The organism is Acinetobacter sp. YH12046 (genome assembly GCF_013419905.1).
Classification (GTDB): domain Bacteria; phylum Pseudomonadota; class Gammaproteobacteria; order Pseudomonadales; family Moraxellaceae; genus Acinetobacter.
Genome location: NZ_VOZF01000028.1, coordinates 13,118 through 37,482 on the forward strand (window position 1 = coordinate 13,118; position 24,365 = coordinate 37,482).

The 24,365-nt window shown below is 43.4% G+C and carries 20 protein-coding genes and 1 riboswitch; of the genes, 12 read left to right on the top strand and 8 right to left on the bottom strand.

Translation table 11 applies throughout. The annotated features are described in order from the left end of the window. Positions 1–60: 60 nt before the first annotated feature. The gene (locus FTU03_RS13110; RefSeq protein ID WP_179993250.1) at positions 61–1,392 is read left to right on the top strand and encodes a Na+/H+ antiporter NhaC family protein; all 1,332 of its coding nucleotides are present in this window, start codon (positions 61–63) and stop codon (positions 1,390–1,392) included. Between the two features lie 40 nt (positions 1,393–1,432). On the opposite strand, the gene FTU03_RS13115 is transcribed toward FTU03_RS13110, so the two are convergent. After that, entirely contained in the window at positions 1,433–2,470 is a 1,038-nt protein-coding gene (locus FTU03_RS13115) for an AraC family transcriptional regulator (protein ID WP_179993251.1), read from the bottom strand. Positions 2,471–2,610: 140 nt separating this feature from the next. Between FTU03_RS13115 and FTU03_RS13120 the strand changes: the two genes are divergently transcribed. After that, entirely contained in the window at positions 2,611–3,489 is an 879-nt protein-coding gene (locus FTU03_RS13120) for a metal-dependent hydrolase (RefSeq protein ID WP_179993252.1), read from the top strand. A 63-nt stretch (positions 3,490–3,552) separates the two neighbouring features. Here FTU03_RS13120 and FTU03_RS13125 read toward each other — a convergent pair whose 3' ends face one another. From FTU03_RS13125 to FTU03_RS13135, 3 genes are all read right to left on the bottom strand, one after another. Next, complete coding sequence (locus tag FTU03_RS13125; protein ID WP_179993253.1) at positions 3,553–4,545, bottom strand: DUF2804 domain-containing protein; 993 nt, start codon at positions 4,543–4,545, stop codon at positions 3,553–3,555. Positions 4,546–4,906: 361 nt separating this feature from the next. After that, positions 4,907–6,151 (bottom strand): tryptophan synthase subunit beta, encoded by a 1,245-nt coding sequence (trpB, locus tag FTU03_RS13130; RefSeq protein ID WP_004782182.1) that lies wholly within the window; start codon positions 6,149–6,151, stop codon positions 4,907–4,909. Continuing rightward, positions 6,132–6,776, bottom strand: coding sequence for a phosphoribosylanthranilate isomerase (locus FTU03_RS13135; RefSeq protein WP_166139520.1), 645 nt, complete (start codon positions 6,774–6,776; stop codon positions 6,132–6,134). The genes trpB and FTU03_RS13135 overlap by 20 nt, the downstream gene beginning before the upstream one ends. 143 nt (positions 6,777–6,919) lie before the next feature. Next, positions 6,920–7,130: riboswitch (cobalamin riboswitch) on the top strand. A gap of 37 nt (positions 7,131–7,167) precedes the next feature. Here FTU03_RS13135 and FTU03_RS13140 point away from each other — a divergent pair. The 7 genes from FTU03_RS13140 to FTU03_RS13170 all read left to right on the top strand — a co-directional run bounded on the left by FTU03_RS13140 (position 7,168) and on the right by FTU03_RS13170 (position 14,741). After that, positions 7,168–9,006 (top strand): TonB-dependent siderophore receptor, encoded by a 1,839-nt coding sequence (locus tag FTU03_RS13140; RefSeq protein ID WP_179993254.1) that lies wholly within the window; start codon positions 7,168–7,170, stop codon positions 9,004–9,006. 94 nt (positions 9,007–9,100) lie between these two features. Beyond that, the gene (locus tag FTU03_RS13145) at positions 9,101–9,685 is read left to right on the top strand and encodes a cob(I)yrinic acid a,c-diamide adenosyltransferase (RefSeq protein ID WP_179993255.1); all 585 of its coding nucleotides are present in this window, start codon (positions 9,101–9,103) and stop codon (positions 9,683–9,685) included. Positions 9,686–9,830: 145 nt separating this feature from the next. Next, complete coding sequence (locus FTU03_RS13150) at positions 9,831–10,544, top strand: glycerophosphodiester phosphodiesterase (protein WP_179993256.1); 714 nt, start codon at positions 9,831–9,833, stop codon at positions 10,542–10,544. A 425-nt stretch (positions 10,545–10,969) separates the two neighbouring features. After that, on the top strand, positions 10,970–12,133 hold the full coding sequence (locus FTU03_RS13155; protein WP_179993257.1) for an acyl-CoA desaturase: 1,164 nt from the start codon (positions 10,970–10,972) through the stop codon (positions 12,131–12,133). Between the two features lie 141 nt (positions 12,134–12,274). Next, on the top strand, positions 12,275–13,720 hold the full coding sequence (locus FTU03_RS13160; RefSeq protein WP_179993258.1) for a YdiU family protein: 1,446 nt from the start codon (positions 12,275–12,277) through the stop codon (positions 13,718–13,720). Positions 13,721–13,796: 76 nt separating this feature from the next. Then, a complete protein-coding gene (locus FTU03_RS13165) occupies positions 13,797–14,171 on the top strand; it encodes an MmcQ/YjbR family DNA-binding protein (protein ID WP_179993264.1) in 375 nt (124 codons plus the stop codon). 15 nt (positions 14,172–14,186) lie between these two features. Further along, positions 14,187–14,741, top strand: a complete 555-nt coding sequence (locus tag FTU03_RS13170; RefSeq protein ID WP_179993259.1) for a GNAT family N-acetyltransferase — start codon at positions 14,187–14,189, stop codon at positions 14,739–14,741. 93 nt (positions 14,742–14,834) lie between these two features. Here FTU03_RS13170 and FTU03_RS13175 read toward each other — a convergent pair whose 3' ends face one another. From FTU03_RS13175 to baeS, 4 genes are all read right to left on the bottom strand, one after another. Further along, complete coding sequence (locus FTU03_RS13175) at positions 14,835–16,190, bottom strand: amino acid permease (protein ID WP_179993260.1); 1,356 nt, start codon at positions 16,188–16,190, stop codon at positions 14,835–14,837. Between the two features lie 218 nt (positions 16,191–16,408). Continuing rightward, on the bottom strand, positions 16,409–16,915 hold the full coding sequence (locus FTU03_RS13180) for a GNAT family N-acetyltransferase (RefSeq protein WP_166135954.1): 507 nt from the start codon (positions 16,913–16,915) through the stop codon (positions 16,409–16,411). Between the two features lie 90 nt (positions 16,916–17,005). Next, complete coding sequence (locus FTU03_RS13185; protein WP_034704234.1) at positions 17,006–17,692, bottom strand: response regulator; 687 nt, start codon at positions 17,690–17,692, stop codon at positions 17,006–17,008. 14 nt (positions 17,693–17,706) lie between these two features. Beyond that, positions 17,707–19,371: a sensor histidine kinase efflux regulator BaeS gene (gene baeS / locus FTU03_RS13190; protein WP_179993261.1), complete on the bottom strand. Its 1,665-nt coding sequence runs from the start codon at positions 19,369–19,371 to the stop codon at positions 17,707–17,709. A gap of 137 nt (positions 19,372–19,508) precedes the next feature. Between baeS and FTU03_RS13195 the strand changes: the two genes are divergently transcribed. From FTU03_RS13195 to FTU03_RS13205, 3 genes are all read left to right on the top strand, one after another. Then, entirely contained in the window at positions 19,509–20,138 is a 630-nt protein-coding gene (locus FTU03_RS13195; protein ID WP_179993262.1) for a hypothetical protein, read from the top strand. 310 nt (positions 20,139–20,448) lie between these two features. After that, positions 20,449–22,251, top strand: coding sequence for an acyl-CoA dehydrogenase C-terminal domain-containing protein (locus FTU03_RS13200; protein ID WP_179993263.1), 1,803 nt, complete (start codon positions 20,449–20,451; stop codon positions 22,249–22,251). Between the two features lie 169 nt (positions 22,252–22,420). Further along, on the top strand, positions 22,421–24,202 hold the full coding sequence (locus tag FTU03_RS13205; RefSeq protein ID WP_005232064.1) for an acyl-CoA dehydrogenase C-terminal domain-containing protein: 1,782 nt from the start codon (positions 22,421–22,423) through the stop codon (positions 24,200–24,202). Positions 24,203–24,365 lie beyond the last annotated feature (163 nt).

Consider the following 24,365-nt stretch of genomic DNA (forward strand, 5'->3'; position numbering starts at 1 on the left):
TTTTCTGAAATTGCAAAACCTGTTTTATACTAGCCCCATTCTCTTATTTTTTTATCTCCTATGCAGACTGACTCTGAAGGTACAGTGCAGGCACGCGCCATTGCACTGCTGCCGCTTATTGTATTTTTAACCATCTTTTTAGGTAGCGGGATCTATCATTCTTTGATCGGAACTGAATTTGCGTTTTATCAGATTAAAGCGCCTGTTGCTGCCCTGCCCGCGATTATCTTGGCTGCATTAGTGTATCGTGGCAAACTCAATCAGGGTATTGAAGAATTTCTTAAAGGTGCCAGCCATCCCAACCTGATCCTGATGTTCATGGTGTTTATGCTGGCCGGTGCTTTTGCCAGTGTTAGCAGTGCCATTGGCAGTGTTGATGCCACCGTACAAATGGGCCTGTCTGTCATTCCTCCAAGCTTTGTGTTACCAATGCTTTTTGTGATCTCGGCATTTATTGCGACGGCGATGGGTACCTCTATGGGAACCATTGCCGCCTGTGCACCGATTGCCTTTGGCTTTGCACAAGTGACCGAGATTCCGGTAGTTTATGCAATTGGCGCCGTGGTCGGTGGAGCGATGTTCGGTGATAACCTGTCCATGATTTCCGACACCACCATTGCCGCAACCAGCAGCCAGAAAGTTCAGTTACGTGACAAATTCAGCGTCAATGTCTGGATTGCTGTGCCGGCTTCCATCGTCACGATTTTGATCTATATCTTCAATGCTGGCAGTTCCAGTCCAGTAGAATACAAGGACTTTAACTGGATCCTGGTCCTGCCTTATATTGCGGTCTTTTTACTGGCTTTTAGCCGCCTGCATGTTCTGGCGGTTTTAACCATCGGTGTCGTGTTATCGGGTTTATTCGGGCTATTTGCTACGCCAGATTTCAATATCCTCAAGCTGAACACTTCCATTTATGATGGCTTTGTCGGCATGTTTGAAGTGGCATTGTTATCCATGTTCCTGGGTGGCCTGTCTGCGATCATGCAACGTGAAGGTGGTTTACGCTGGCTGATCGAACGCATCTACGCGCTGACTCGCTTATTTAAAGTGGGCCGTCAACGTGCCGGTGAAATCGGGATCAGTTTCTTGGTCGTATTTTCCAATCTGTTTGTGGCAAATAACACTGTCGCGATTATTCTGGCTGGTGATATGGCCCGTGAAGTGGCGAAAGAATACGGGGTTGATCCAAAACGTGCCGCCGCCCTGATGGATATTTTCTCCTGTGTGGTACAGGGCCTGATTCCTTATGGCGCACAATTATTACTGGCCTGTTCAATTGCCAAACTTTCTCCTGTCGAGCTAATCGGGGGCGTGTATTATTGCTGGATTCTGGCAATATTTGCGGTGATCGCAATTGCTTTCCGATACCCTAAATTAAAAACAGCTTAAATTAAGTCATGAGATAAAGCGGCCAATGACGGCCATTTTTTTATGCCTGATCCTGTTTTAATTGTTTTCTATATTGCAATAAAGTCCTGCCTGTTGCCGCCTTATAAGCACGGGCCAAAGCCGACTGGTCAGAATAATCCAGTTGCTGAGCGATCTCGGTCAGGCTTAGGGGCTGATGCAATAAACTTTCACAGCGCTTGATCCTTTCCTGTTCCAACAGTTTTTTAAAAGAAATACCCTGTTCATTTAATTGACGTTGCAAAGTGCGGGTCGATACAAACAGTTGCTCGGCCAGCTGTTCAATTTTAATGGCCTGCTGTCTGCTTCTTAGATGCTCCGCAACCACTTTTTGGGCTTGGCTCAAAATACTTTCCACAGGCGGTTTGGCTGCAATCGCTTCTTCAGCCTGACGAATCAATAACTGTAATAGCATTGGATCGGCCTGTTCCGATTTCAGGTTCAGTCCCTGTATATCCAGTTCGAAGCCATAATCCTGCTGTGAAAACTGCACTTCCGCAGCATAGAATTTCTGATAATGAATTCGGGCAATTTCAGGAGCATGGGCAAAACGCACCCGACGCAAGAGCAAAGGATGATCCTGCAAAATAAAACGCCCCAATTGCACCATGGCCGCGATGGTCAGCTCATTCAGCAGGTTATAACGCTCATCCTGATAGACCCAATATAACTCAATACTCTGTGCATGCTGTCTCAGTTGCAATGGGACAAACTCACTCCCATCAATGACCAGTCGTTGAAAACGCATGATATAGCCGATGATCTCAGGAATACTGCTGCTTTTGGATACCATATAGCCCAGTACACCAAAATGTTCTGGCCGAATGCACCGCACAATTTCAAAAATTAACTGTGGACATGCTAGCTGTTTTTGGGTTCTTAACAGGATGCTATTGAGAAAATCCAGCGGAACTTGCGCATCAAAAGGCTGATCAATCAGTCCACTGAGCTGAGGTCGTAGATCTGTAAGAAACTTTGCGGTTAAAGGTTCTATATTTAAGCTACGTAAATAGGTGGCCCATAGCTGGATATAGCCATTGGAGATTTTGATGTCCTGCATGAGCGCGTCCCTGTCTCCGCTGCGAATGTATATTTTATTTTTCTCTGGCGTAAAATGTATAAAAATTGGCCATATCTGTCAAAACAATTTGTGCAATTCTGAACATACTGTCAGCATCTTCAGAAAAAGAATGAAAGCAGATGAACGCACCTTTAAAATCTTCCGTACAGCCTGTGGTACGCAGTAATCTTGATTTTAAGCTGAGTGAAATTCCGCGTTACTGGTTTGGTGGCGATCCATTCCTGACCCGTATGTTTGATGCACTGAGTCTGACCTTTCCAGATGGTGAACGTTATTTCATTCAGAGTGTGCGTCTGTTCCGCGACCAGATCAAAGATCCAGATCTACAAAAACGGGTAGCGGATTTTATCCGTCAAGAAGCCCAGCATGGCATTGCCCATGACAAGATGAATAACCTGATGCGGGAACAAGGCATGCCGGTCGATCAGTTTATTCAGCGTCTGAATTACATGATGAACTATGACCTGAAGAACCGTTCACCTGAGTACAATATTGCAGTCACTGCAGCCGCGGAACATTTGACCGCGTTGATGGCTGAAACTTTTTATGGACAAAAAGATACTTTAAGAAATGCCCATCCTTTTGTTCGCGCCATGTTTGCCTGGCATGCGATTGAGGAAATGGAACATCGTGATGTTGCTTTTGATGTGATGAAAGATGTGGCAAAAACGCCAGAATGGCTGCGTCAATATACTTTGCTCATTACGACTTTGCTGATGTTTGGTTTTACCATTTACCGTGCCAATGTCATGCTTAAACATGATGGCTTTAGTCCGCTGCAACGCTTGCAAATGAATATCCGGGGCTTACCTTGGTTCTTTGGCAAAAAAGGGACTCTGACTCGTATGGGTAAACAGTATCGTGACTGGTTTAAAAAGGATTTCCATCCATCCCAGCACCCAGTGATTGCTCAATATGAGGTTTGGGTAAAAACGCTGGCAGAAACCGGCGACCCGATTCAGGCAGGAGAAGCCTTCTGGCAAGCTGCAGAAGATTAAACCTCGAAATCAAAAGCCTTCGAGATTGAAGGCTTTTTTAGATTTAGAAGTTAGAAAAATGAATTACCATTTGGCATAGTGCTGTTCTAAAAGTCCATATTCATTAACCAGTACAATATCTTGGCCATCTTGTCGGATAGTACCGGATACTTTTGCTTGCCACTGGCTAAACTGGCTGCCGACCAGACGCAGATTCAGATTTTCATAACGGCGCCAGCCTGTGTATACATTCAGGTTCAAGCAGCCATCCAATGACTGGATGTTCCAGCGTTCGTCAGATTCCTGCTGAAATAACACATCCGCCACAGGATAAATTTTGCCATTTACCCACAAACAGTTTTCATTACCAAAGCTTTCATTGACACCGGAAGCGAGATTGATCCCGATACGGTTACGATTGGTATCCCAGAAATTACAAGATAGCCAGAACCAGGCAGTTTCAGGACGCAAAAAGCCGCAGGTATCATCCAGAGAGGCGAAGGTGCGCTCATTAAACTGGATGGTTTCACCCTGCTTATTTACGAAATAACCTTCACAACCCAAAGTGGTCAATTTCTGGGTATAGGTCCAGCCATTGATTCCGGTCGGACTGCACATACTCAGCGGATCTGTACCTGCACAAAAAATTCGGGCACTAAGCTTGATTTCACCATATTTGGTCACATGAATATAACGTACCCCATTGGCATGCTGGATATCAATCTGAAAGGGAGATTTGTGAAAATAACTATGATTAAACAATGGCTGTTCATCTAGCACCGTATTGCGCGAGAAGAAATTGATCGCATTCCATTCCTGCACTTCATTGGTGCTATGGTTATAGATATAGAAAAAACTGTGCCCGGCCCAAGCGATATCCGCAATTGCAAGGCCAATCGTATAATGCTCGTGTTGAATACTACAGAATTTAAATTTTTTATATTTTAGTTGTTTACGCCATCCCTTGAGTACATCGCCATAGGGATTTTTGTACTGGTACGCATGGTAATCAATACTTTTTGGAATTTCCTTGAAACGTCCGTAACGTGGTTGTCCATTTTCCTGAATTAAATCCATTAAGACATTCCATCTCAATCAAAAACTATTTTTGCTTGGAGCTATTATGCCGATTATTGAGATTTGATAAAGAATTTTTTAAAACCGTTCGTCAGCTCTTCCGGCCAATTCTGCTTAAAATAACCATTTTAGTTTTCTGAATGAGAAACGGATTTTTTGCTTTTTATCCACAACTTGAATAAATTTTTATCCCATTTTTAGCCAGATTGCTTCTTCCTCTTAATCTTTAAAAATTTTCCTACCTATAAAAATAAAAAAATCGTGCTAAATGGCTTCAACACGATTTTTCTTATTCCACCCTCCCCCCTTTTAGAAAGGAGGGTTTTTCTCCTCTCTTTGAAAAGAGGGGCTGGGGGAGATTTTACATCTCAACCATTTCCACGCCATCAATACGGGCAACGGTCATCAAATCTTTATCACCACGACCAGAAACGGTCGCAATAATGATTTGATCCTTGTCCATGGTTGGTGCAAGTTTAGTGACATAAGCCATCGCATGTGAACTTTCAAGCGCAGGAATGATCCCTTCGATCTTGGTCAGGTCACGGAAACCTTGTAACGCTTCCTGATCATTGATCGGCACGTAGTTCACGCGTTCCATATCTTTCAGGAAGCTGTGTTCCGGCCCTACACCCGGATAATCCAGACCGGCAGAAATCGAATGCGTTTCAATGATCTGGCCTTCTTTATCAGACATCAGATAAGTACGGTTACCATGCAGCACACCGACGTGACCCGCATTCAGTGGTGCAGAGTGCTTGCCAGTTTCGATCCCTAAACCTGCCGCTTCAACACCATACATTTTCACATCCTGATCGTTCAGGAATGGATAGAACAAGCCCATTGCATTTGAACCACCACCCACACAAGCAACCAATGCATCTGGAAGGCGACCTGCCTGTTCCTGAATCTGACGGCGTGCTTCACGGCCAATGATGGACTGGAAGTCACGAACCAATTGTGGATATGGATGTGGACCTGCCACGGTACCAATCACATAATAAGTTGAGTCAACATTGGTGACCCAGTCACGCATTGCCTCGTTCATGGCATCTTTTAATGTTTTAGAGCCACTTTCTACAGGGACAACTGTTGCACCCAGCAGACGCATACGGTAAACGTTCATCGCCTGACGTTTCACGTCTTCAGCACCCATGAACACCACACATTCAAGGCCCAAACGTGCTGCGATGGTTGCCGTTGCTACACCATGCTGACCGGCACCAGTTTCTGCAATAATGCGTTTTTTGCCTGAAAGTTTAGCCAGTAAAGCCTGACCAATTGTGTTATTTACTTTATGTGAGCCAGTATGGTTCAGATCTTCACGTTTCAAGTAAATTTGCGCACCACCCAACTCTTTTGACCATCGTTCAGCATGATATAAAGGACTAGGACGACCTACGTAGTAGGCTAGATCACGGTCGAATTCTGCCAGAAACTGTTCATCATCTTTCATGCGGAAATAAAGCTTTTCCAGATCTTGTAAAGCCGCCATCAGAGTTTCTGACACAAAACGCCCGCCATGGATACCGAAATGTCCACGCTCATCCGGGAATTGAGTATAGTCAATCACGGGCTTGTTGTGATTAGTACTTTGCTGATCCACGATGGACTCCTTGCATAAAGCGTTCTATGAGTTGTTGGTCTTTTATACCTTTTGCGGATTCGACACCACCACTAACATCAACAGCATAAGCCTGTGTGGTGTGAATTGCTTGCTCGATATTGTCCGGGTTTAAGCCCCCAGCCAGGATCAAGGGAATATCTAATTGAGGAAAGGTGCTCCAGTCAAAGCTGTGGCCGGTACCACCTTTTAAATCAGGATGCCATGCGTCTAACAGTACTGCGCTGGCCCCTGCTGTCTGATAACGTTGAATCTCAGCGACTACGTCCAGATCAGGTTTGACCTGAATCGCTTTATACCAGCGACGCCCAACCTGCTTTGCGATAACCTGACATTGTTCAGGGCTTTCATCACCATGAAACTGCAGAATATCCAGCGGAACAGTTTTTAAAATATCCTGGATGTCATCTGCCGTACTATTAACAAATAAGCCCACCACTTGAATATAAGCTGGCACTGCTTTGACCAGCACTTCAGCCTGTGCCTGAGTCACGCTACGTGGGCTCGGTGAATAGAACACGAATCCAATGGCATCACAGCCGGCATCAGCAACAGCTTGGACATCTTCAACTCGGGTGATTCCACAGATTTTGGCACGGGTTCGCATATAGTGTTGGCTCTGATTTACCAAGATATCAAGTAATCTATGAGATTGGGGTGAATCATTGTAATGCAAATCATCGATCTTGCGTAAAGTTCATACGGATTATTCTTGATCTTGATTGTTTAAGTCATAAGCAGACTTTATACTTGCCACAATTTGCAACGAGTCAAGGCCTTAAGGCTTTAGGGAAGTTGGTGCAAATCCAACGCTGCCCCCGCAACGGTAAAAAATGAAAAGCTTGTCTTTATAAATCCTCAGGATTTACACCACTGCATCAATATGTGGGAAGGTGGATAAGTAAGTATGTTTCAATACTGCATTTAAGTCCGGATACCTGCTTGTTGTGTTCTTTAACTCAATCATTCACGGGGAGTGAATGTATGGAGCACATCTCATGTCTATTCCATTTCAACCTACTACCTTGGTAGGTGCGATCGCACTTGCGTTGGGTTTTTCCTCAGCAGTTCATGCTGCAGAGCAAAAAGTTGCACAAGCAGCTTTAGATACCATTGTGGTGACCGCTACCCGATCTGAAGAAAAAATTGAAAATGTGCCAGCCCGGATTGCGATTATTGAACCGGCTGTTCTTGAGCAATCACCGATTAAGGCTCTTCCGGATTTATTACAAACAGATCCCAGCATAAATGTGGTGCAGTCAGGTGGGTATGGCCAGCAAACTTCTCTGTTCTTACGCGGGACTAACTCCAATCAAGCTTTGGTTTTACGTGACGGCGTTCGTTTAAATACCGCAACTACCGGTGCAGCTTCTATTCCGTTTCTGGATACTACAGACCTCAAGCAGATTGAAATATTAAAAGGTCCCGCATCCGTGCTGTATGGGACAGATGCGATTGGTGGTGTAATTCAGTTCGTCACCAAAACACCTGAAAAAACCGGTGCTTTTGTATCTGGCGAGATGGGTGAAAACCAGACTTATAAATCACTGGTCGGTGCAGACCTCACAGAAGACGGAATCTATGCACAGATTCGTGGCCAGATTTTAGAAACTGATGGCACTCCCGTATTCAACATGAATGACAGCCGTGACTATAGCTATGACCAGAAAGGCTATAGTGCAAAATTCGGTGTTGAAAAAGAGCGTTATGCTGCATCTCTAGATTACAGCCAGAATTCAGGAAATGGCCAATATAGCGATTGGGGTGCCTTTTCCAGCCAGAATTTCAAAAATGAAATCGTCAATTTAAAAGGCCAGATCCATCCTACTGAAACCACGGCCATTCATGCACGACTTTCCCAATTTAAAGATGACTTGAATCAAGTGACATCTAACAGCTTTGTGCACAGCACGACACAAGAAGCTGAAATCTATGGTAAATGGAATTTTAGCCCGGCACAGAATGTTTTATTAGGTCTGACCCAGCGTAATACAGATGCCAAGACTCAAGCACTTGATGAAGATATCAATTCAACCGGTTATTACCTCCAGCATCAATACCAGAATCATGGTTTCAGTACCCAACTCGGTCTGCGTGTCGAAGATAATGAAAAATTTGGTACGCATACGGTGGCACAAGGCGGGATTCGTTATCAGCTGCTTCCGAATACCAGCATTTATACCAATATCGGTTCAGCTTTCAAGGCACCCACTTTAAATGATATGTATGCCTTTGGCGGCAATGATCAGCTCAAACCTGAAGAAAGTATTTCTTATGAACTGGGAATTGATCAAAAATTACCATTCAATATTCTGGTTGGCGCATCAGCTTTTCATACGGAAGTCGATCACCTGATCAATTCAACCTGTATCAGCACTTGTGACGGTGACTGGGTCAACACCTTCCCTGTCTATCAAAACCAGAATATTGATGAAGCCAAAATGACAGGTGGTGAATTAACGGCACAATGGAAAAAAGATCAATTCTTCATTAATGCCGGTTACACATACGTCAAGACTGAAGATAGCAAACAGAATACCGAGCTGCTGCGTCGTCCGCGTCAGTCCTTCACTGTTTCCACAGGTCTGCAAAATGCCGATTATGGTCTAAGTGCAGCATTGGTTGCGAAATCAAAAGCCAAAGATTTTGCTCGTGACATTCCAGGCTATGCACGTGTCAACCTGAATGCTTACTGGAATATCAATCCAACCGTGAAGCTCTTTACCAATATTGAAAATATCGGTGATGTGAAATACAAAACTGTGCATAGTGCGGGCGACCAATACTATATCAATGGTGGCCGTCTGGCTTCCGCTGGTGTCACTTTCAAATACTAGAACCAGCCAATCTAAATAAATACTTTTGAGAATCATGTCATGCCTATGGCATGATTCTTTTTATTTACAGCATTTAATCATTTAAGGAACTCTCATGGGTCACCGTTTAAGTAAAATTTACACGCGCACAGGCGATTCGGGCACTACCGGACTGGGTGATGGTTCACGTGTAGCCAAAGATGATTTGCGTATCATAGCGCTGGGTGATGTCGACGAACTGAATGCCATCATTGGGGTTTTACGTGCACAAATCGCGGCAAGCAGCATTCAGGATAAAGCGACTTGGGATAAATCTTTAAGCCTGATCCAGCACTGGTTGTTTGATCTGGGTGGTGAAGTGTGTATCCCTGGCTTTAACCTGGTTCAACCAGTCTCGATTGATTTTCTGGAAAATGACATCGATCGTATGAATGAAGCTTTGCCGATGCTGAAAGATTTTATTTTGCCTGCGGGTACTTTAGTTTGCAGTTTTGCTCATCAAGCCCGTGCCGTGTGCCGTCGTGCAGAGCGCAGCGTGATGTCAGTTCACTCACGCGACCAGAATATTCAGGCGACTTCCCTGCAGCTATTAAATCGCCTATCTGACTGGCTGTTTGTGGCTTCACGCACCTTGCAACGTGTTGAAGGTGGTTCTGAGGTGTTATGGCAAAAAAATATCAACGAAACCATTGATCAATAAATCCGCTAAAATGTATTAAATTGCACGGAAAATTCTGCGCCAACAGTATTTGCAACAAAGTGTTTCAGGCGCAGAATATTGCAATACTCCTGTCACAACTCTTCATCATTATGTTTTCATCTTCACTTCTTCAGGTTATCGCAGCATGCGCATAATTGGACATCGCGGTGCGCGTGGGGAAGCACCTGAAAATACACTAGGCGGTTTTCAATATATTCAGGATATCGGGATTCGCGCAGTCGAATTTGACGTACGCCAGCTTAAAGACAATGCCCTGATCATCATGCATGATGATAATTTTGTACGCACTACCGGTTTGCAAAAGCCCCTCTACGAATGTAACCGTCAGGATCTCAGTCAATATAATCACGCAGTAAAATGGTCAGAATGGAACAAGGTCGAAGCCACTCCTATGCTGGATCAGACCTTAACCGTGATTCATAACTTTGACCATATTGAAGTTGAAGTCAAAAGTGTAGCGAGCCAGGCCGATGCTGAAAAAATCACGCTTGAGCTTGAACAGCAGTTACAGGGTTATGAGCAGTCAGTCGTGATTACCAGTTTTGATCCTAAAATCCATCAGGCTTTGCAACAGCAAAATTCCAGTTTAAAACGCGGCCTTCTGATTGAAACAGATGTGAAATATCAGGCAATTGATCAAGCTTTAGAACTTGGCTGTTGTCAGATTGGCTGGATGAATGAGCTGGCCAGCAAAGATATTATTCAAGCCACACAAGCTGCCAAACTCACCATCAGCGTCTGGACCGTAAATGATGTTAATCGTGCCAAAGAATTACGCGACTGGGGTATTCAGGGTCTTATTACGGATTATCCGAAGTTAATGATGCAACATCTTTAAATGACCCAAAATGCAAGATTCTATATAAAGATTATTTTTCTTTAAGCCTTGAAAAATCATTTAAAGAAGAATACCTGTCTGTAATCTTGTTTAACCTTAGGTTATGGGTTTGCTTACAAATTTATTTCTCTGCAATCTAGTAGAAAAAATGAACATTCATTTGACTCATTTTCATAAAATAAATTTGATTAAAAGCTTCAAAAATCTCAGTGATTTACTCGGAAATCAGAGCCTGTCTAGCTCGTGAAAATGGTAGTTTTCATCCTACTTATTCTGTTACCGATAAGTACAATACAACCGTACAATAATGCTAGTGATGCCCTAGGGGGGCGTGCTAATATGAATGACTTAACCGCTGTTAAAATAAACAATAGCGGCCTCTGCTTTTTGTTATACCTTCCCAGGTTCCAGGAGTGCTGTTGGAGATGAATGCTCCCCTACCTCAAGCCCCAATTAACTGGGTCGCTGTGTTTGCTCTGGTAGTTTTACCCATTGTAGCTGTTATCGCGATTCCGTTATATGCGTATCACCATGATTTTAGCCTTGCCGCTTGGATCAGTATGTTTGTTTTGCTCGGCGTTAGCAGCCTGGGGATTACAGCGGGCTATCATCGTCTTTGGGCACATCGTGCTTATGAAGCGACTTTACCTTTAAAAATCATTTTAATGATCATGGGTACCTTTGCCGTGCAGAACAGTATTCTGTACTGGGGTTCAGGTCACCGTACCCATCACCGTCATGTCGATGACGTGGAAAAAGACCCATATTCAATTAATAACGGCTTCTGGTATGCGCACCTGGGCTGGATGCTGCGTGACTATCCTGCTGCAGAACCAAACTACAAAAATGCACCAGACCTGCAAAACGACAAAGTCGTTATGTTCCAGCACAAATACTATGTGCCTTTAGTAATTGCAGTACACGCTGCGATTCTCTTGCCAATCGGCTGGGCTGTAGGCGATGTCTGGGGTGTATTATTATTGGGTGGTCTGGTTCGTTTAATCCTGAGCCATCACGTGACCTTCTTCATTAACTCACTGTGCCATATGTGGGGTTCACGTCCTTATACGGATGAAAACACTGCACGTGACAACTTCTGGTTAGCAATTGCAACTTGGGGTGAGGGTTATCATAACTACCATCACATCTTCCAGTACGATTACCGTAATGGCGTAAAATGGTGGCAATATGACCCAACCAAATGGTTAATCTGGACTTGCTCTAAACTGGGTCTGGCTAAAAATCTGCGCCGCATTCCAAGCTTTAATATCAAAAAAGCTGAACTGGCAATGAAGTTTAAATATGCTGAGCAGGATCTGGCGGTATATGGTCATAATGTCAATGAAGACATTATCAATGTGAAAAGTAAAATCGCTCAGGAATATGAAGCCTTTACTCAAACATTGAATGACTGGGCCAAACTGAAAGAACAGGAAATTCAGGTGAAAAAGGCTGCTGTGGCAGAAAAGATTCACCAGATGGATGACAAGCTTAAAGTTGAATTCCAGCTGGTTGAACAGCGTCTTTCCCATCATCGTGAAACACTGAATCTTTTAGTACGCAATTTGAAAAAAGCGCCTGTCTCTTAATAAGACTTGAATTCTCAAAAAAGCTCCTGAAATCAGGGGCTTTTTTTATTTCTGCCTATCTTACTTATACTTCCCTTTTACAACAGTTTTAAACAAAGATCTTTGTTATATTGCTTATATTGCCTAAATATTTTAACTGCCATGTATTTTAATTCCCGATATCAAACTCTCCCTCCTCGCCTTTATCATCATCAACCCCCACTGCCTTTAAAAGGTGCTAAAGCGGGACATTTTAATGCTGCGCTTGCTGAGCAACTGCAATGGTCTGAGGAAGATAAAGCACAATGGATCGAAATCTGTAGTGGTCAAAAAACCTTTGCCGAATTTGAACCTTTGGCCATGGTTTATGCCGGCCATCAGTTTGGACAATGGGCAGGACAACTGGGTGATGGACGTGGTTTATTGATCGCTCAGATTCTGGATAAAGATCATCAGACCATTGATCTGCATTTAAAAGGTGCTGGTGCAACGCCTTATTCACGTATGGGAGATGGTCGTGCAGTCTTACGTTCGGTGATTCGGGAATATCTGGCCGGACATACCTTAAATGCGCTAGGTGTGGAATCCAGTAATGCGGTTGGTTTTACCTCTTCCGCTCAAGGTGTACAGCGTGAAAAACTGGAACCGGGCGCAATGCTATTACGAACATCTGACTGTCATATCCGGTTTGGACATTTTGAATGGATCAATCAGTATCAGCCAGACTTGCTGCCTGTATTCACACAAAAATGTATGGAATGGCATTATCCGCAATGTCTGCAAGCAGAACAGCCTATTCTGGCATTTGCTACTCAAGTCATTCAGCGCACAGCAGTCATGATTGCCAAATGGCAACTGGTCGGATTTGCGCATGGTGTCATGAACACCGACAACCTGAATATTACCGGTTCAACGCTAGACTTTGGCCCTTATGGCTTTATGGAACGTTTCCGTCCCAACTGGATTAATAACCACTCGGATTATCAGGGTCGTTATACTTATCAGCAGCAACCAAGCATCGGCCACTGGAACTTGTGGATGTGGCTGAATAACCTGATTCCATTATGTCCTGAAAACTATGATGAAGAACAATGGAAACAGGATCTGGCCCATTGTCTGGAACATTATGAACCGACCTTCCTGGAACATTATAAGCATGGCCTAAACCAGAAAATGGGCTTACCGAGTTTTCACAAAGACAGCTTTGACTGCGCCATGGCTTTTCTCAGAATCTTACAAAGCGAGCAACTCGACTATACGCAAAGCTTTATTCGCCTGCAGAATCATGAATATGAAGCAATCAAGGATGATTGTTTGGATCGCCGTCAGTTTGAAGCATTCCTGACTCAATATGAAGCGATCCGCGAACATCAGGATACTGGAGAATTAGATGCCGCCATGCAACTCGTCAATTCACACTATATCCTGCGCAATCATATGGCACAGAAAGCCATTGAACTAGCTGAGCGGGATGACTTTTCCGAAGTCGATCGCCTGTTTAAATTATTAAGTCAGCCTTATTTAAAACAGCCAGATCTGGAACACCCTGAAGATCTAGGACCATTGCCGAGTGATGTGCCTGAAGTCATGGTGAGTTGTTCATCTTAATTTATTCATAAGACGACCAAAAACTGTGGATAATTTAAGCATTATCCACAGTTTTATTTCAGTTTATTCACAACTTATGACCCTACATCAAATCTCAACACAGATAGCGATAAGTTTACCTGAAGTCACTGTGACTCAGCCTTTCGGTGAAGGTTGTGATGTATTCAAAGTGCTAGATAAAGTCTTTATGCTTCAGTTTTATCTTCAAGGCAAAGCTGTCATTAATTTAAAAGTAGCGCCTGATCATGCTGCTATGCTGCGAGATATTTATTCTTATATCCATGCTGGCTGGCATATGAATAAACAACACTGGATTTCAGTGTATGAAGATAATGAACTGGATGAATCTCTGGTTGAGGATCTAGTACAGAATTCTTATGAATTAGTAATATTGAAATTAAAGAAAGCAGAAAAAGTACGAATTGACTTATTACGAACATTAGAAAAATAAGTGCAGATACCACCGATGACTAAGATCAAGCCAATAACATTAAAGACAAAGCGTTTAATTCTCCGCTCCTACCACTGTGGTGATGAAATCAATTTATTTCAAAACTATTTCAGCGATCTAGCAGCTTCAAAATATTTGCAAAGACATCCACATCAGAACCAAACTCAAACTCGACAAACTATAGAAAACTGGGCAAGGCAAAAGTGGGAAAACTCAGATCCTGAGTTTATGTGGATTATTGCAGATCATTTAACTCAGCAACCCATAGGTATTTTGATCTTTATACAAAGGCATGACATTGGGGAAATTCACTTCGGGCTTGGAACTTCTTATCAGAGACAAGGTTTGATGTGTGAAGCGATGACTTCGGTAATCCAATTTCTAAAACAAAGCCAAAAACTAACGAAAATTGAAACCTTTTGTGCTACTGAACATTTAGCGTCAAGACAAGTATTAGAAAAAACAGGTTTTCATAAACAGCAACTGCTTCATGCTTGGACCATCTTTCCTTTATTGGGAAATGACCTTAAAGACTGTATTCAGTATATTCTGCCACTAAGATCAAAATAAACCTTAACTCATCTAAAAGCTTTAGATATTGCGACAATATGAAAAAAGCCCAATCATTTCTGGTCGGGCTTCTTCTGATTGGAGATTTTAGGCTTAAGCATTTCTTTTATTCAGAAACTTAAACACGCCAAACAACACCGCAATCCACACCGGCAACATCAACACTGACAACATAAAGCCTTGCGTCCACATGATGTATAAAATCATCAGCATAAAAGCTAAAACAAAATAGTTACTAAACGGCGCAAAGATCGCTGGGAATCTGGTTTGAATCCCCTTTCGTTTGATGGTTTGTCTAAATTTCAAATGAATCAAACTGATCATCATCCAGTTCAATACCGCAGCTGCTACTACAATATAAATCAGGTAACTCAAAGCTTTTTCAGGCACAAAGTAATTCAGGATCACACAGCCAAAGATCAGAAATGCCGAAAACAATACCGCTGCCACAGGCACACCATGTTTATTCACGCTCTTAAATAATTGCGGTGCATTCCCTTGTTGAGCCAGCCCCATCAACATACGGCTATTGGCATACATGCCACTATTACAGACTGAAAGTGAAGCAGTTAAAATAATGAAATTCAGTAAATGTGCAGCCCATTCAATCCCCATCTGGCTGAAAATCATTACAAATGGACTATGATCTAAATCGCCTAAATTCAGCTGATTCCATGGTACGAGTGAAAGTAATACGGCAAGCGAGCAGATATAAAATAAAAATACCCGAATCACAGTTTGATTCACGGCACGTGGAATGTTCTTGCCAGGATTTTCGGTTTCTGCCGCTGCCATACTAATCAGCTCAATGCCGCCAAAGGCAAACATCATAAAGGCGAGCATATAAAACAGCCCATCAAAGCCATTCGGAAAAAATCCACCATGAATCCATAAATTGCTGATCGAAGCAGTTGAGGTTGCATCAGCAGTGAGGAGCAAATATATGCCAAAGATAATCATTGCAATGATGGCAAAGACTTTAATCATCGATAGCCAGAACTCAGACTCACCATAAATTTTGACATTGGCTAGGTTGGCAAGGGTTACCGCCAAAAAGAAAATGAGTACAGATACCCAGGCTGGAATATGTGGCCACCAGTAATTGATATATTTGCCAATGGCGGTCAGCTCTGTCATTGCGACCAGAATATATAAAATCCAGTAATTCCAGCCGGTTAAAAAGCCTGGAAATTTACCCCAGTATTTAAATGCAAAATAACTGAATGAACCAGTCACAGGCTCATGCACAATCATCTCACCTAACTGGCGCATAATCAGGAATGCAATCAAACCACCAATCAAATAGCCCAGAATAATGGAAGGTCCTGCGGACTGAATAATCTGTGCGGACCCCAAGAATAATCCGGTTCCAATGGCCCCGCCCATAGCAATCAGCTGGATATGACGGTTCTTTAAACGGCGCTGTAGTTGCGGTGCTTCACTCTCCAAGACACGCTCTCATGATGAATAAAAAACCGAATTGTAGCGGGTCTCCAACTAATCAACTAATACATAAATTTAAGTTATTAATTATTAAACTTTTATTTTTTTATCTACTAAGATAAAAAGAAATATAAATAATTGATTTCATAATGGATGCTAGTAAAAAGGTATTTATATTTTAAAACTTCATAATTTCTAAATAGAAATAGTTCTTTTTTGATGGATTATTGCGTCGCATTAAACGCCTCATGGTAAACCGCTTCTCCATGTGGAATAGATCCATTAAATGCAATGACTTGAAAATATTCTGGTGGAACATCCTTTAGGTAAAGTTCTGGAAAAGCCTTAAACCCGAAACGACCATAATATTGAGGATCACCGAGCACTACACATCCTTGAGCCCCCAACTGTTGCAGGCGATCTAAAGCTACCCGTATAAGTAAAGTGCCGATTCCCTGTCCTTGTTTTGCAGGTAATACCGAAATTGGGCCAAGACCGTACCAGCCAGTTTCACCTGAAGAGATAGTGACAGGTGAAATAGCCACATGGCCTACCAGCTGATTATTTTCAAGTGCAACTAGAGAAATCGTTAACTGCCCATGCGTGCGCAAAGCATTGACAATAAATTGTTCAGTATGACTTGAATGGTCAGTATTTTGAAAAGCCGCTCGGGTCAATTTAGCAATGGCTAGAATATCTTCTAGCCGTTCATCCCGAATGATGATTTTCATTATTTTGGCTCTCTTATATTGATCATTTTCAGAAATAAAAAAGCGAACAAACCAAGAAGTCTATCCGCTTTTCTTTAACGAATTCGAATATCAGTCTTCAGGATATTCAAAACGATACCCTACACCATAAACGGCCTGAATCCATTCATGACGATTTCCGGTTTCTGCAGCATCTGAAATTTTGCGACGCAGGTTCTTGATATGACTATCAATCACACGGTCTGCCACATCAAAACTGTCCGGATTGATATGATCAAGTAGCTGTGCACGTGAATACACCTGGCCGACATGTTCTAGGAACAGCTCCAGCAAACGGAATTCAGTCGGTGTCAGGTTCAAGGCTTTTTGCTGGTACCAGATACGCTGTTGTGATTTATCCATACGGAATAGATCATTGCTTTCCGGCTCAGCTTTACGGTCTAAACGGCGTAATACGGCTTGCACACGGGCAACCAGTTCTTTTGGACTAAATGGCTTGCAGATATAGTCATCCGCGCCCATATTCAAGCCCAGTACACGGTCAATTTCTTCAGTACGCGCAGTCACCATAATGATCGGCAAGTCTGATTGCTCACGTACTTTACGGCAAATGGTCAGACCATCCATACGCGGCACCATCAAGTCCAGGATCATCAGGCTCGGTTTACGCTGGGTAAAACTGTTATATGCTTCTTGCCCATCATGAAACACGCTGACTTCAAAACCAGCAGCCTCTAGATAATCTCGCACCAACAGGGCAAGTTCGACTTCGTCTTCAACCAGCATAATATGTTTCATGAATATATTTTCCTTTATGGTTTCATTTGTTTAGGAAAGCTCAGTTTGCATCGTAAACCACCTAATGGTGAATGTGCAAAGCTTAAGCTACCACCCATAGCCTGAGTAATTTTACAAGATAAGGCCAGACCCAAGCCTGTCCCACCGGTGGCACGGGTACGCGAATCATCAACACGATAGAAACGCTCACCAATGCGGGCCAGCTGCTCATCAGTCAAACCGAATGGACTGTCATCGACATATAAAGTCCATTCTTTCTCATTCTGTTCGGTATGGATATGTACCTGACCACCGGCTTCTGTATAACGGATACTGTTGCTAAGCAGGTTAGCTACAATCTGCTTGAAACGGTCCAGATCCAGCTCGACTTCAGCACCGTCACCTTCAATAGTCACTTTCAGATCAGCCTGTTCAAATTTAGGCTGGAAGTTCATTAATTCCTGCTGCACCACCTCCCATGGATTTACAGTTGCATAGTAAAACTGTAATTGCTGGGCATCAGCCTGCGCTAGAGCTGCCAAGTCCTGAGTCAGTTTTTTCAGGCTGGTTACCTGTGCCAACATCGACGCAAAATGCTCTGGTGTCGGTTTACGGATTCCATCCTGCATCGCTTCAATTTGTGCCTGCAAGACTGCCAGCGGAGTTTTCAGTTCATGTGAGGTATCTGCTACCCACTGACGGCGTGAAGTTTCATGCTGATCCAAAATCACGGCCAGTTGATTCAGCTCATTAGACAGATCACCCAGCTCATCATTACGTTTCACTTTCACCTGATGCTGATAATTACCACGAGTCAATTCACGTGTTCCGTTCAACAAACGCTGAATCGGTTTTTTAAAATAAGTTGCCAGTAATAATGCAGCAATCAGACTGGCTAGAATACTTAAACCATAAACTAAAAATAGGTAACGTTTCTGATTACTAAAGAAATTAATACTTAAAGCATCATCTTGGTCTAAAACCGGTTTCAAACCGAGATAACCGACCACCTGGTTTTCGACCATAATTGGACGATAGGAAATCTGCTCATCTGACGCCTCACCTACTACAAAACGCCGTTTGGCATCATAGAGTGACAGGCGTGAACTTAGACCCAGACGGTCTGGCATCTGGATGAACTGCTTCTTGCCGGTAGGCGGCTGAACTGACTGTTGACCGCCATTATTGTCTTTACGGTCGGTTCTAAACAGGTTCTGATTGGAACTAAGTGGAAATCTTAAACCTTCAAAGGGCTGGAATTGTGAAGGCAGGTTAGATGCCAGAATACGCAATTCTTCTTCATTGACTGAACGCGATGTCAGATTTGGTTCAACCATACTTGAAGGCGCTACAGTGGCTAAGGTCTGCTCCTGAAAGTAACGCTGCTGTAAGGCAATATCATACTGACGCCGCAACCACCAGCGCGATAAACGGTCATAATCATCCGGTGCAGCTTCACCTTCAATTTGCAGAATCTGCGCCTGAATGGCGTTACCCCAGTCTTCATATACCGTATAGACATCAGCCAGATTCTCGATTACATGATCCAGCTTCTGCATTTCTACATCCGCCACATAGCGGGTAAAGTTGCGCTGCATATTCAGGTGCAATACGCCCAGACTCACCGTGGTAATTACCAGGGTGGTCAATAAAACAGTCAAAAACAGACGTAATGCAATCGGAATACGGCGAATCTTCAAAGTAAAAATCTCAGTTTTTCTTCTCTATATTCATTATTGTAGCGAACACAGACTTAAAAAACTCTCCATTGTTTCTTCATCTTTATTATTTAATCTTTACTCATCAAAAAGAATCAGCTCTTGAATGGGGTAAAAACATGAAAGCAATGACAAAAATCGCCTTAATCAGTGCCAGTATTTTATCGATGGGTGCATTGACCGCCTGTCAATCTACTAGCAACGTGAATGAGCAGAAAGATCATTCTCGTATGATGAAACATCATGAAGGTCAAAAACAGCATCGTCTCACTCCAGAGCAACGCGAACAATTCAAAGCCGCTCGTGCAGAACGCATGCAATTGCATAAACAGATTCAACAGGCCTGTGACGGTAAAGCTGTAGGTAGTGCAGTCCAAATCAAGGCGGGTGATAAAACCATTGATGGGCAATGCAAGATTTCTTTCAAACCTGACCATAAAGGCATCACAGGTCAACGTGGTGAATTCCGTAGTATGCGCGGTGAACATCGTCCAATGCGTGGTGAATTCCGAGGTGGTATGAACCGTGGAGAAGCATTAACGGATAGTCAACGTGCAGAAATGGTTAAACAGTATGATCAGCGTTTATCAGAACGTCAGGCTCTACAAACTGCGTTTGCCAACGCTTGTAAAGGTCAAACCCACGGCAAGGCCGTTCAAGTGAAAGCGGGTACTCAAACTATTGATGGTCAATGTATCGTGCACTTCCAGCCGAATGCACCCATTAAGATGACTAAAGCTGCATCTTAATCTTCTTCTACGTTTCTTATTCCTTCAAATTCAGGCACCTTCGGGTGCCTTTTTTTTATAGCTGACTCCTCAGTCCTCTTTTGACCATTCATGTTCTGCTAATTTCTACAAAAGTCTTTGCAGTCAATATGTTTACTGTTCTGTGCAGATTAATCTTTGACTTTATAGTCACCAAGAAAGCCGCCTGAAAGCTTGTATGGCTGGGCAAGATGTTGCACGATTAGATTCATAGCAATACGTGTCACTGAAGGCACGTTTCAATTAATTTAGGATGATAACGCTGGTCTAAACCAGTATTGAGGAAACCGATATGCCACAATACAAAGCGCCCTTACGTGACATGCAATTCGTTCTACACGAATTATTAAATGCTGAAGAACATTACGCAAAACTTCCTGCGTTTCAAGAAAACGTAAGCCGTGAGTTGGTTGATCAGTACCTAGAAGCTGCAGCTGACTTCTGTGAAAATGAATTATCTCCTCTAAATCAGGTCGGCGACCGTGAAGGTTGTACCTGGAATGACGGCGTTGTAACAACACCGACTGGCTTTAAAGAAGCGTACCAAAAATACATCGAGCTAGGCTTCCCTTCTCTTTCTGCTGAAGAGCAATACGGCGGTCAAGGCTTACCAAATTCTTTAGGTATCACTCTTTCTGAAATGGTGGGTACTGCGAACTGGGCATGGGGTATGTACCCTGGTCTATCTCATGGTGCAGTTCGTACTTTAGAACACCACGGTTCTCAAGAACAAAAAGACGCTTACCTGCCTAAACTGGTTTCAGGTGAATGGACAGGTACCATGTGTCTAACTGAATCTCATGCAGGTTCTGACCTCGGCATCATCCGCACTAAAGCTGAACCACAAGCTGATGGTAGCTATGCAATCTCTGGCGAGAAAATCTTTATCTCTGCTGGTGAACACGACATGGCAGAGAACATTATCCATATCGTACTTGCTCGTCTTCCTGGCGCGCCTAAAGGTACTAAAGGTATTTCTCTGTTCATCGTACCAAAATTCAACCTGAATGCTGACGGTTCAATCGGTGAGCGTAACGGCGTACGTTGTGGTTCAATCGAACACAAAATGGGGATCCATGGTAACGCAACTTGTGTCATCAACTTCGATAACGCCAAAGGCTTCCTGATCGGTCCTGAAAACCGTGGTCTGAACTGCATGTTCACCTTCATGAACACTGCACGTATCGGTACTGCTGTACAAGGTCTGTCTGCATCTGAAGCGGCGTTCCAAGGCGCTTTAACTTATGCTAAAGACCGTCTGGCAATGCGCTCTCTTTCTGGTCCTAAAGCACCTGAAAAAGAAGCAGATCCAATTATTGTGCATCCTGCGGTACGTAATATGCTGTTGACGCAAAAAGCATATGCAGAAGGTGGTCGTGCACTAGTTTACCTGTTAGCACAATATGCTGACGTGGTTGAACATGCACCGGAAGAAGCAGACCGTAAATTTGCAGACAACATCTTGTCTCTGCTCACACCTATCGCAAAAGCCTTCCTGACTGAAACTGGTTCTGAAGCTGCGAAACATGGTGTTCAAGTCTTCGGTGGTCACGGCTTTATCTCTGAGCATGGCATGGAACAAATCGTACGTGATACACGTATTGCCTGCCTGTACGAAGGTACGACTGAGATTCAAGCACTGGATCTGTTAGGCCGTAAAGTACTGGGTACTCAAGGTGCGATGTTGAAAGACTTCACTAAGATCATCCACAAATTTGCGGAAGCGAACAAAGACAATTCTGCAATGAAAGAATTTGTTGAACCGCTTGCGGCATTGAACAAAGAATGGGGTGACCTGACCATGCAGATTGGTATGCGTGCGATGCAAAACCCTGAAGAAGTGGGTGCAGCTGCAGTAGATTACCTGTACTTCTCTGGTTATGTAACACTGGCTTACCTGTGGGCTCGTATGGCACTGGTTGCTCAAGAGACTCTTGCTGCAGGTACCACTGATGCAGACTTCTACAATGCTAAATTGACGACTGCACGCTTCTACTTCAAGAAAATCCTGCCACGTGTTCGTTCACACGTTGACGTGATTGCAACTGGTGTAGAACCGCTTATGTCTTTAGATGCTGAACATTTCGCATTCTAAGCTGATGCAGTTTTAAATGCATAATAAGAAAAAGGACGGCCATTTTCAGGCAGTCCTTTTTCTTTATAAAGAGTTACAGAATTAACCTTTAGTCGTCTAACATTCAGATTTTTAATGCTTTAGACTGAGCCAAAACAATCCAATTAAACAATAAAACAGGTGACATACTATGCCAATTTATAACGCGCCACTTGCTGACATGAAATTCATCCTGAATGATGTTTTCAATGCAGAACAGTTCTGGCAGGCCAATGAAAATCTTGCCCACTTGGATACTGCCACAGCAGAAGCCATTCTTGAAGAAATGGCGAAGTTTGCGCAAAACGTCATGCTTCCTCTGAACCGTACCGGTGATGAAGAAGGCGCAAAATATGAAAATGGCAATGTCACCACACCTGCTGGCTTTAAAGAAGCATTCAAACAATATGCTGAAGGTGGCTGGATCGGTCTGGGTGCCGATGCAGAATGGGGCGGCCAGGAAATGCCGAAAATGCTTACCGTACTTTCTGATGAAATGCTGTTTGCAACCAACCCATCTTTCATGCTCTACCCGCTTCTTTCTGTGGGTGCAGGTATGGCTTTAAACAGCTATGCATCTCAAGAGCAAAAAGAAACCTATCTTCCTAAAATCTATTCTGGTGAATGGTCAGGCACCATGTGCTTAACTGAGCCACATGCCGGTACTGATCTGGGTATTATCAAAACCAAAGCTGAACGTAATGAAGATGGCACGTATAGCATTACCGGTACCAAAATCTTTATCACGGGTGGTGACCACGATCTTGCTGAAAACATCATTCACCTGGTGCTGGCAAAAACGCCTGATGCGCCTGCCGGCTCTCGCGGTATTTCCCTATTCATCGTACCGAAGTTCCTGGTCAATGAAGACGGTTCAATTGGCGAACGTAACCCGGTTGGTCCAGGTTCAATCGAACACAAAATGGGGATCAAGGCATCTGCGACTTGTGTAATGAACTTTGACGGTGCCAAAGGTTACCTGGTGGGTAAAGAAAATGAAGGTCTGGCCGCCATGTTCGTGATGATGAACTACGAACGTCTGTCTATGGGCATCCAGGGCCTAGGTGCTTCAGAATTTGCTTATCAAAATGCTGCGCAATATGCGACAGATCGTTTACAGGGTCGTAGTGCCCTTGGTGCTCAATCACCAGCTAAACCGGCAGACAGCATTTTAGTACATGGTGATGTACGTCGTATGTTGCTGAATGTTCGTGCGAACAACGAAGCATCGCGTGCATTTGCGGTGTATGTCGGTCAACAACTGGATATTACTAAGTTCTCGACTGATCCTGAAGCCGTAAAAAAAGCCAATGACCGTGTTGCTCTGTTGACACCAATCGCGAAAGCTTACCTGACGGATACTGCATTCCAAGCAACCCTAGATGCACAAATGGTCTTTGGTGGACATGGTTATATCCGTGAATGGGGTATGGAACAATGTATCCGTGACCTGCGTATCTCACAGATTTATGAAGGAACCAATGGCGTTCAGTCACAAGATTTAATCGGCCGTAAAACCATTAAATGTGGCGGTGCGTACATCGGTGAATACATCGAAGAAATCCGCGACTTTGCGAACCAGTTAGATGCAGACCTGAACTTCATTAAAGATGCAACTTTAGATGCAGCTACTGAAGTAGAATCATTGACTCAGTTTGTGCTTGAAGCTGCTGGCGAAAATGCAGAATTCCCGAATGCTGCAGCGGTTGATTACCTACATGCAGTAGGCCTATTGAGCTTCTCTTATATGTTTGCGCGCATTGCCAATGCTGCAAAAGACAAAGATGGCGAGTTCTACCAAAACAAACTGGCACTGGCGCGTTATTTCACGCAACGCATCTTGCCTGAACTTGCACTGCGTATCACTAAAGTGAAAGCCGGTTGTGAAGTAGTAATGAATTTCTCTGAAGATTACTTTACGACTCAAGCTTAATCTTGACGTGAATCCATATAAAAGCCCTGCAACTGCAGTAATGCCAGTCAGTTAAGAGATTGACTGGCATTTTTTTGGGTATTTCTGTGGTTTCCCTTTCACAACTCGTGGGTAGTTTCTACTTCTTTTTTTCGGTAAAACATACCTTTTAGATTTTTCCATT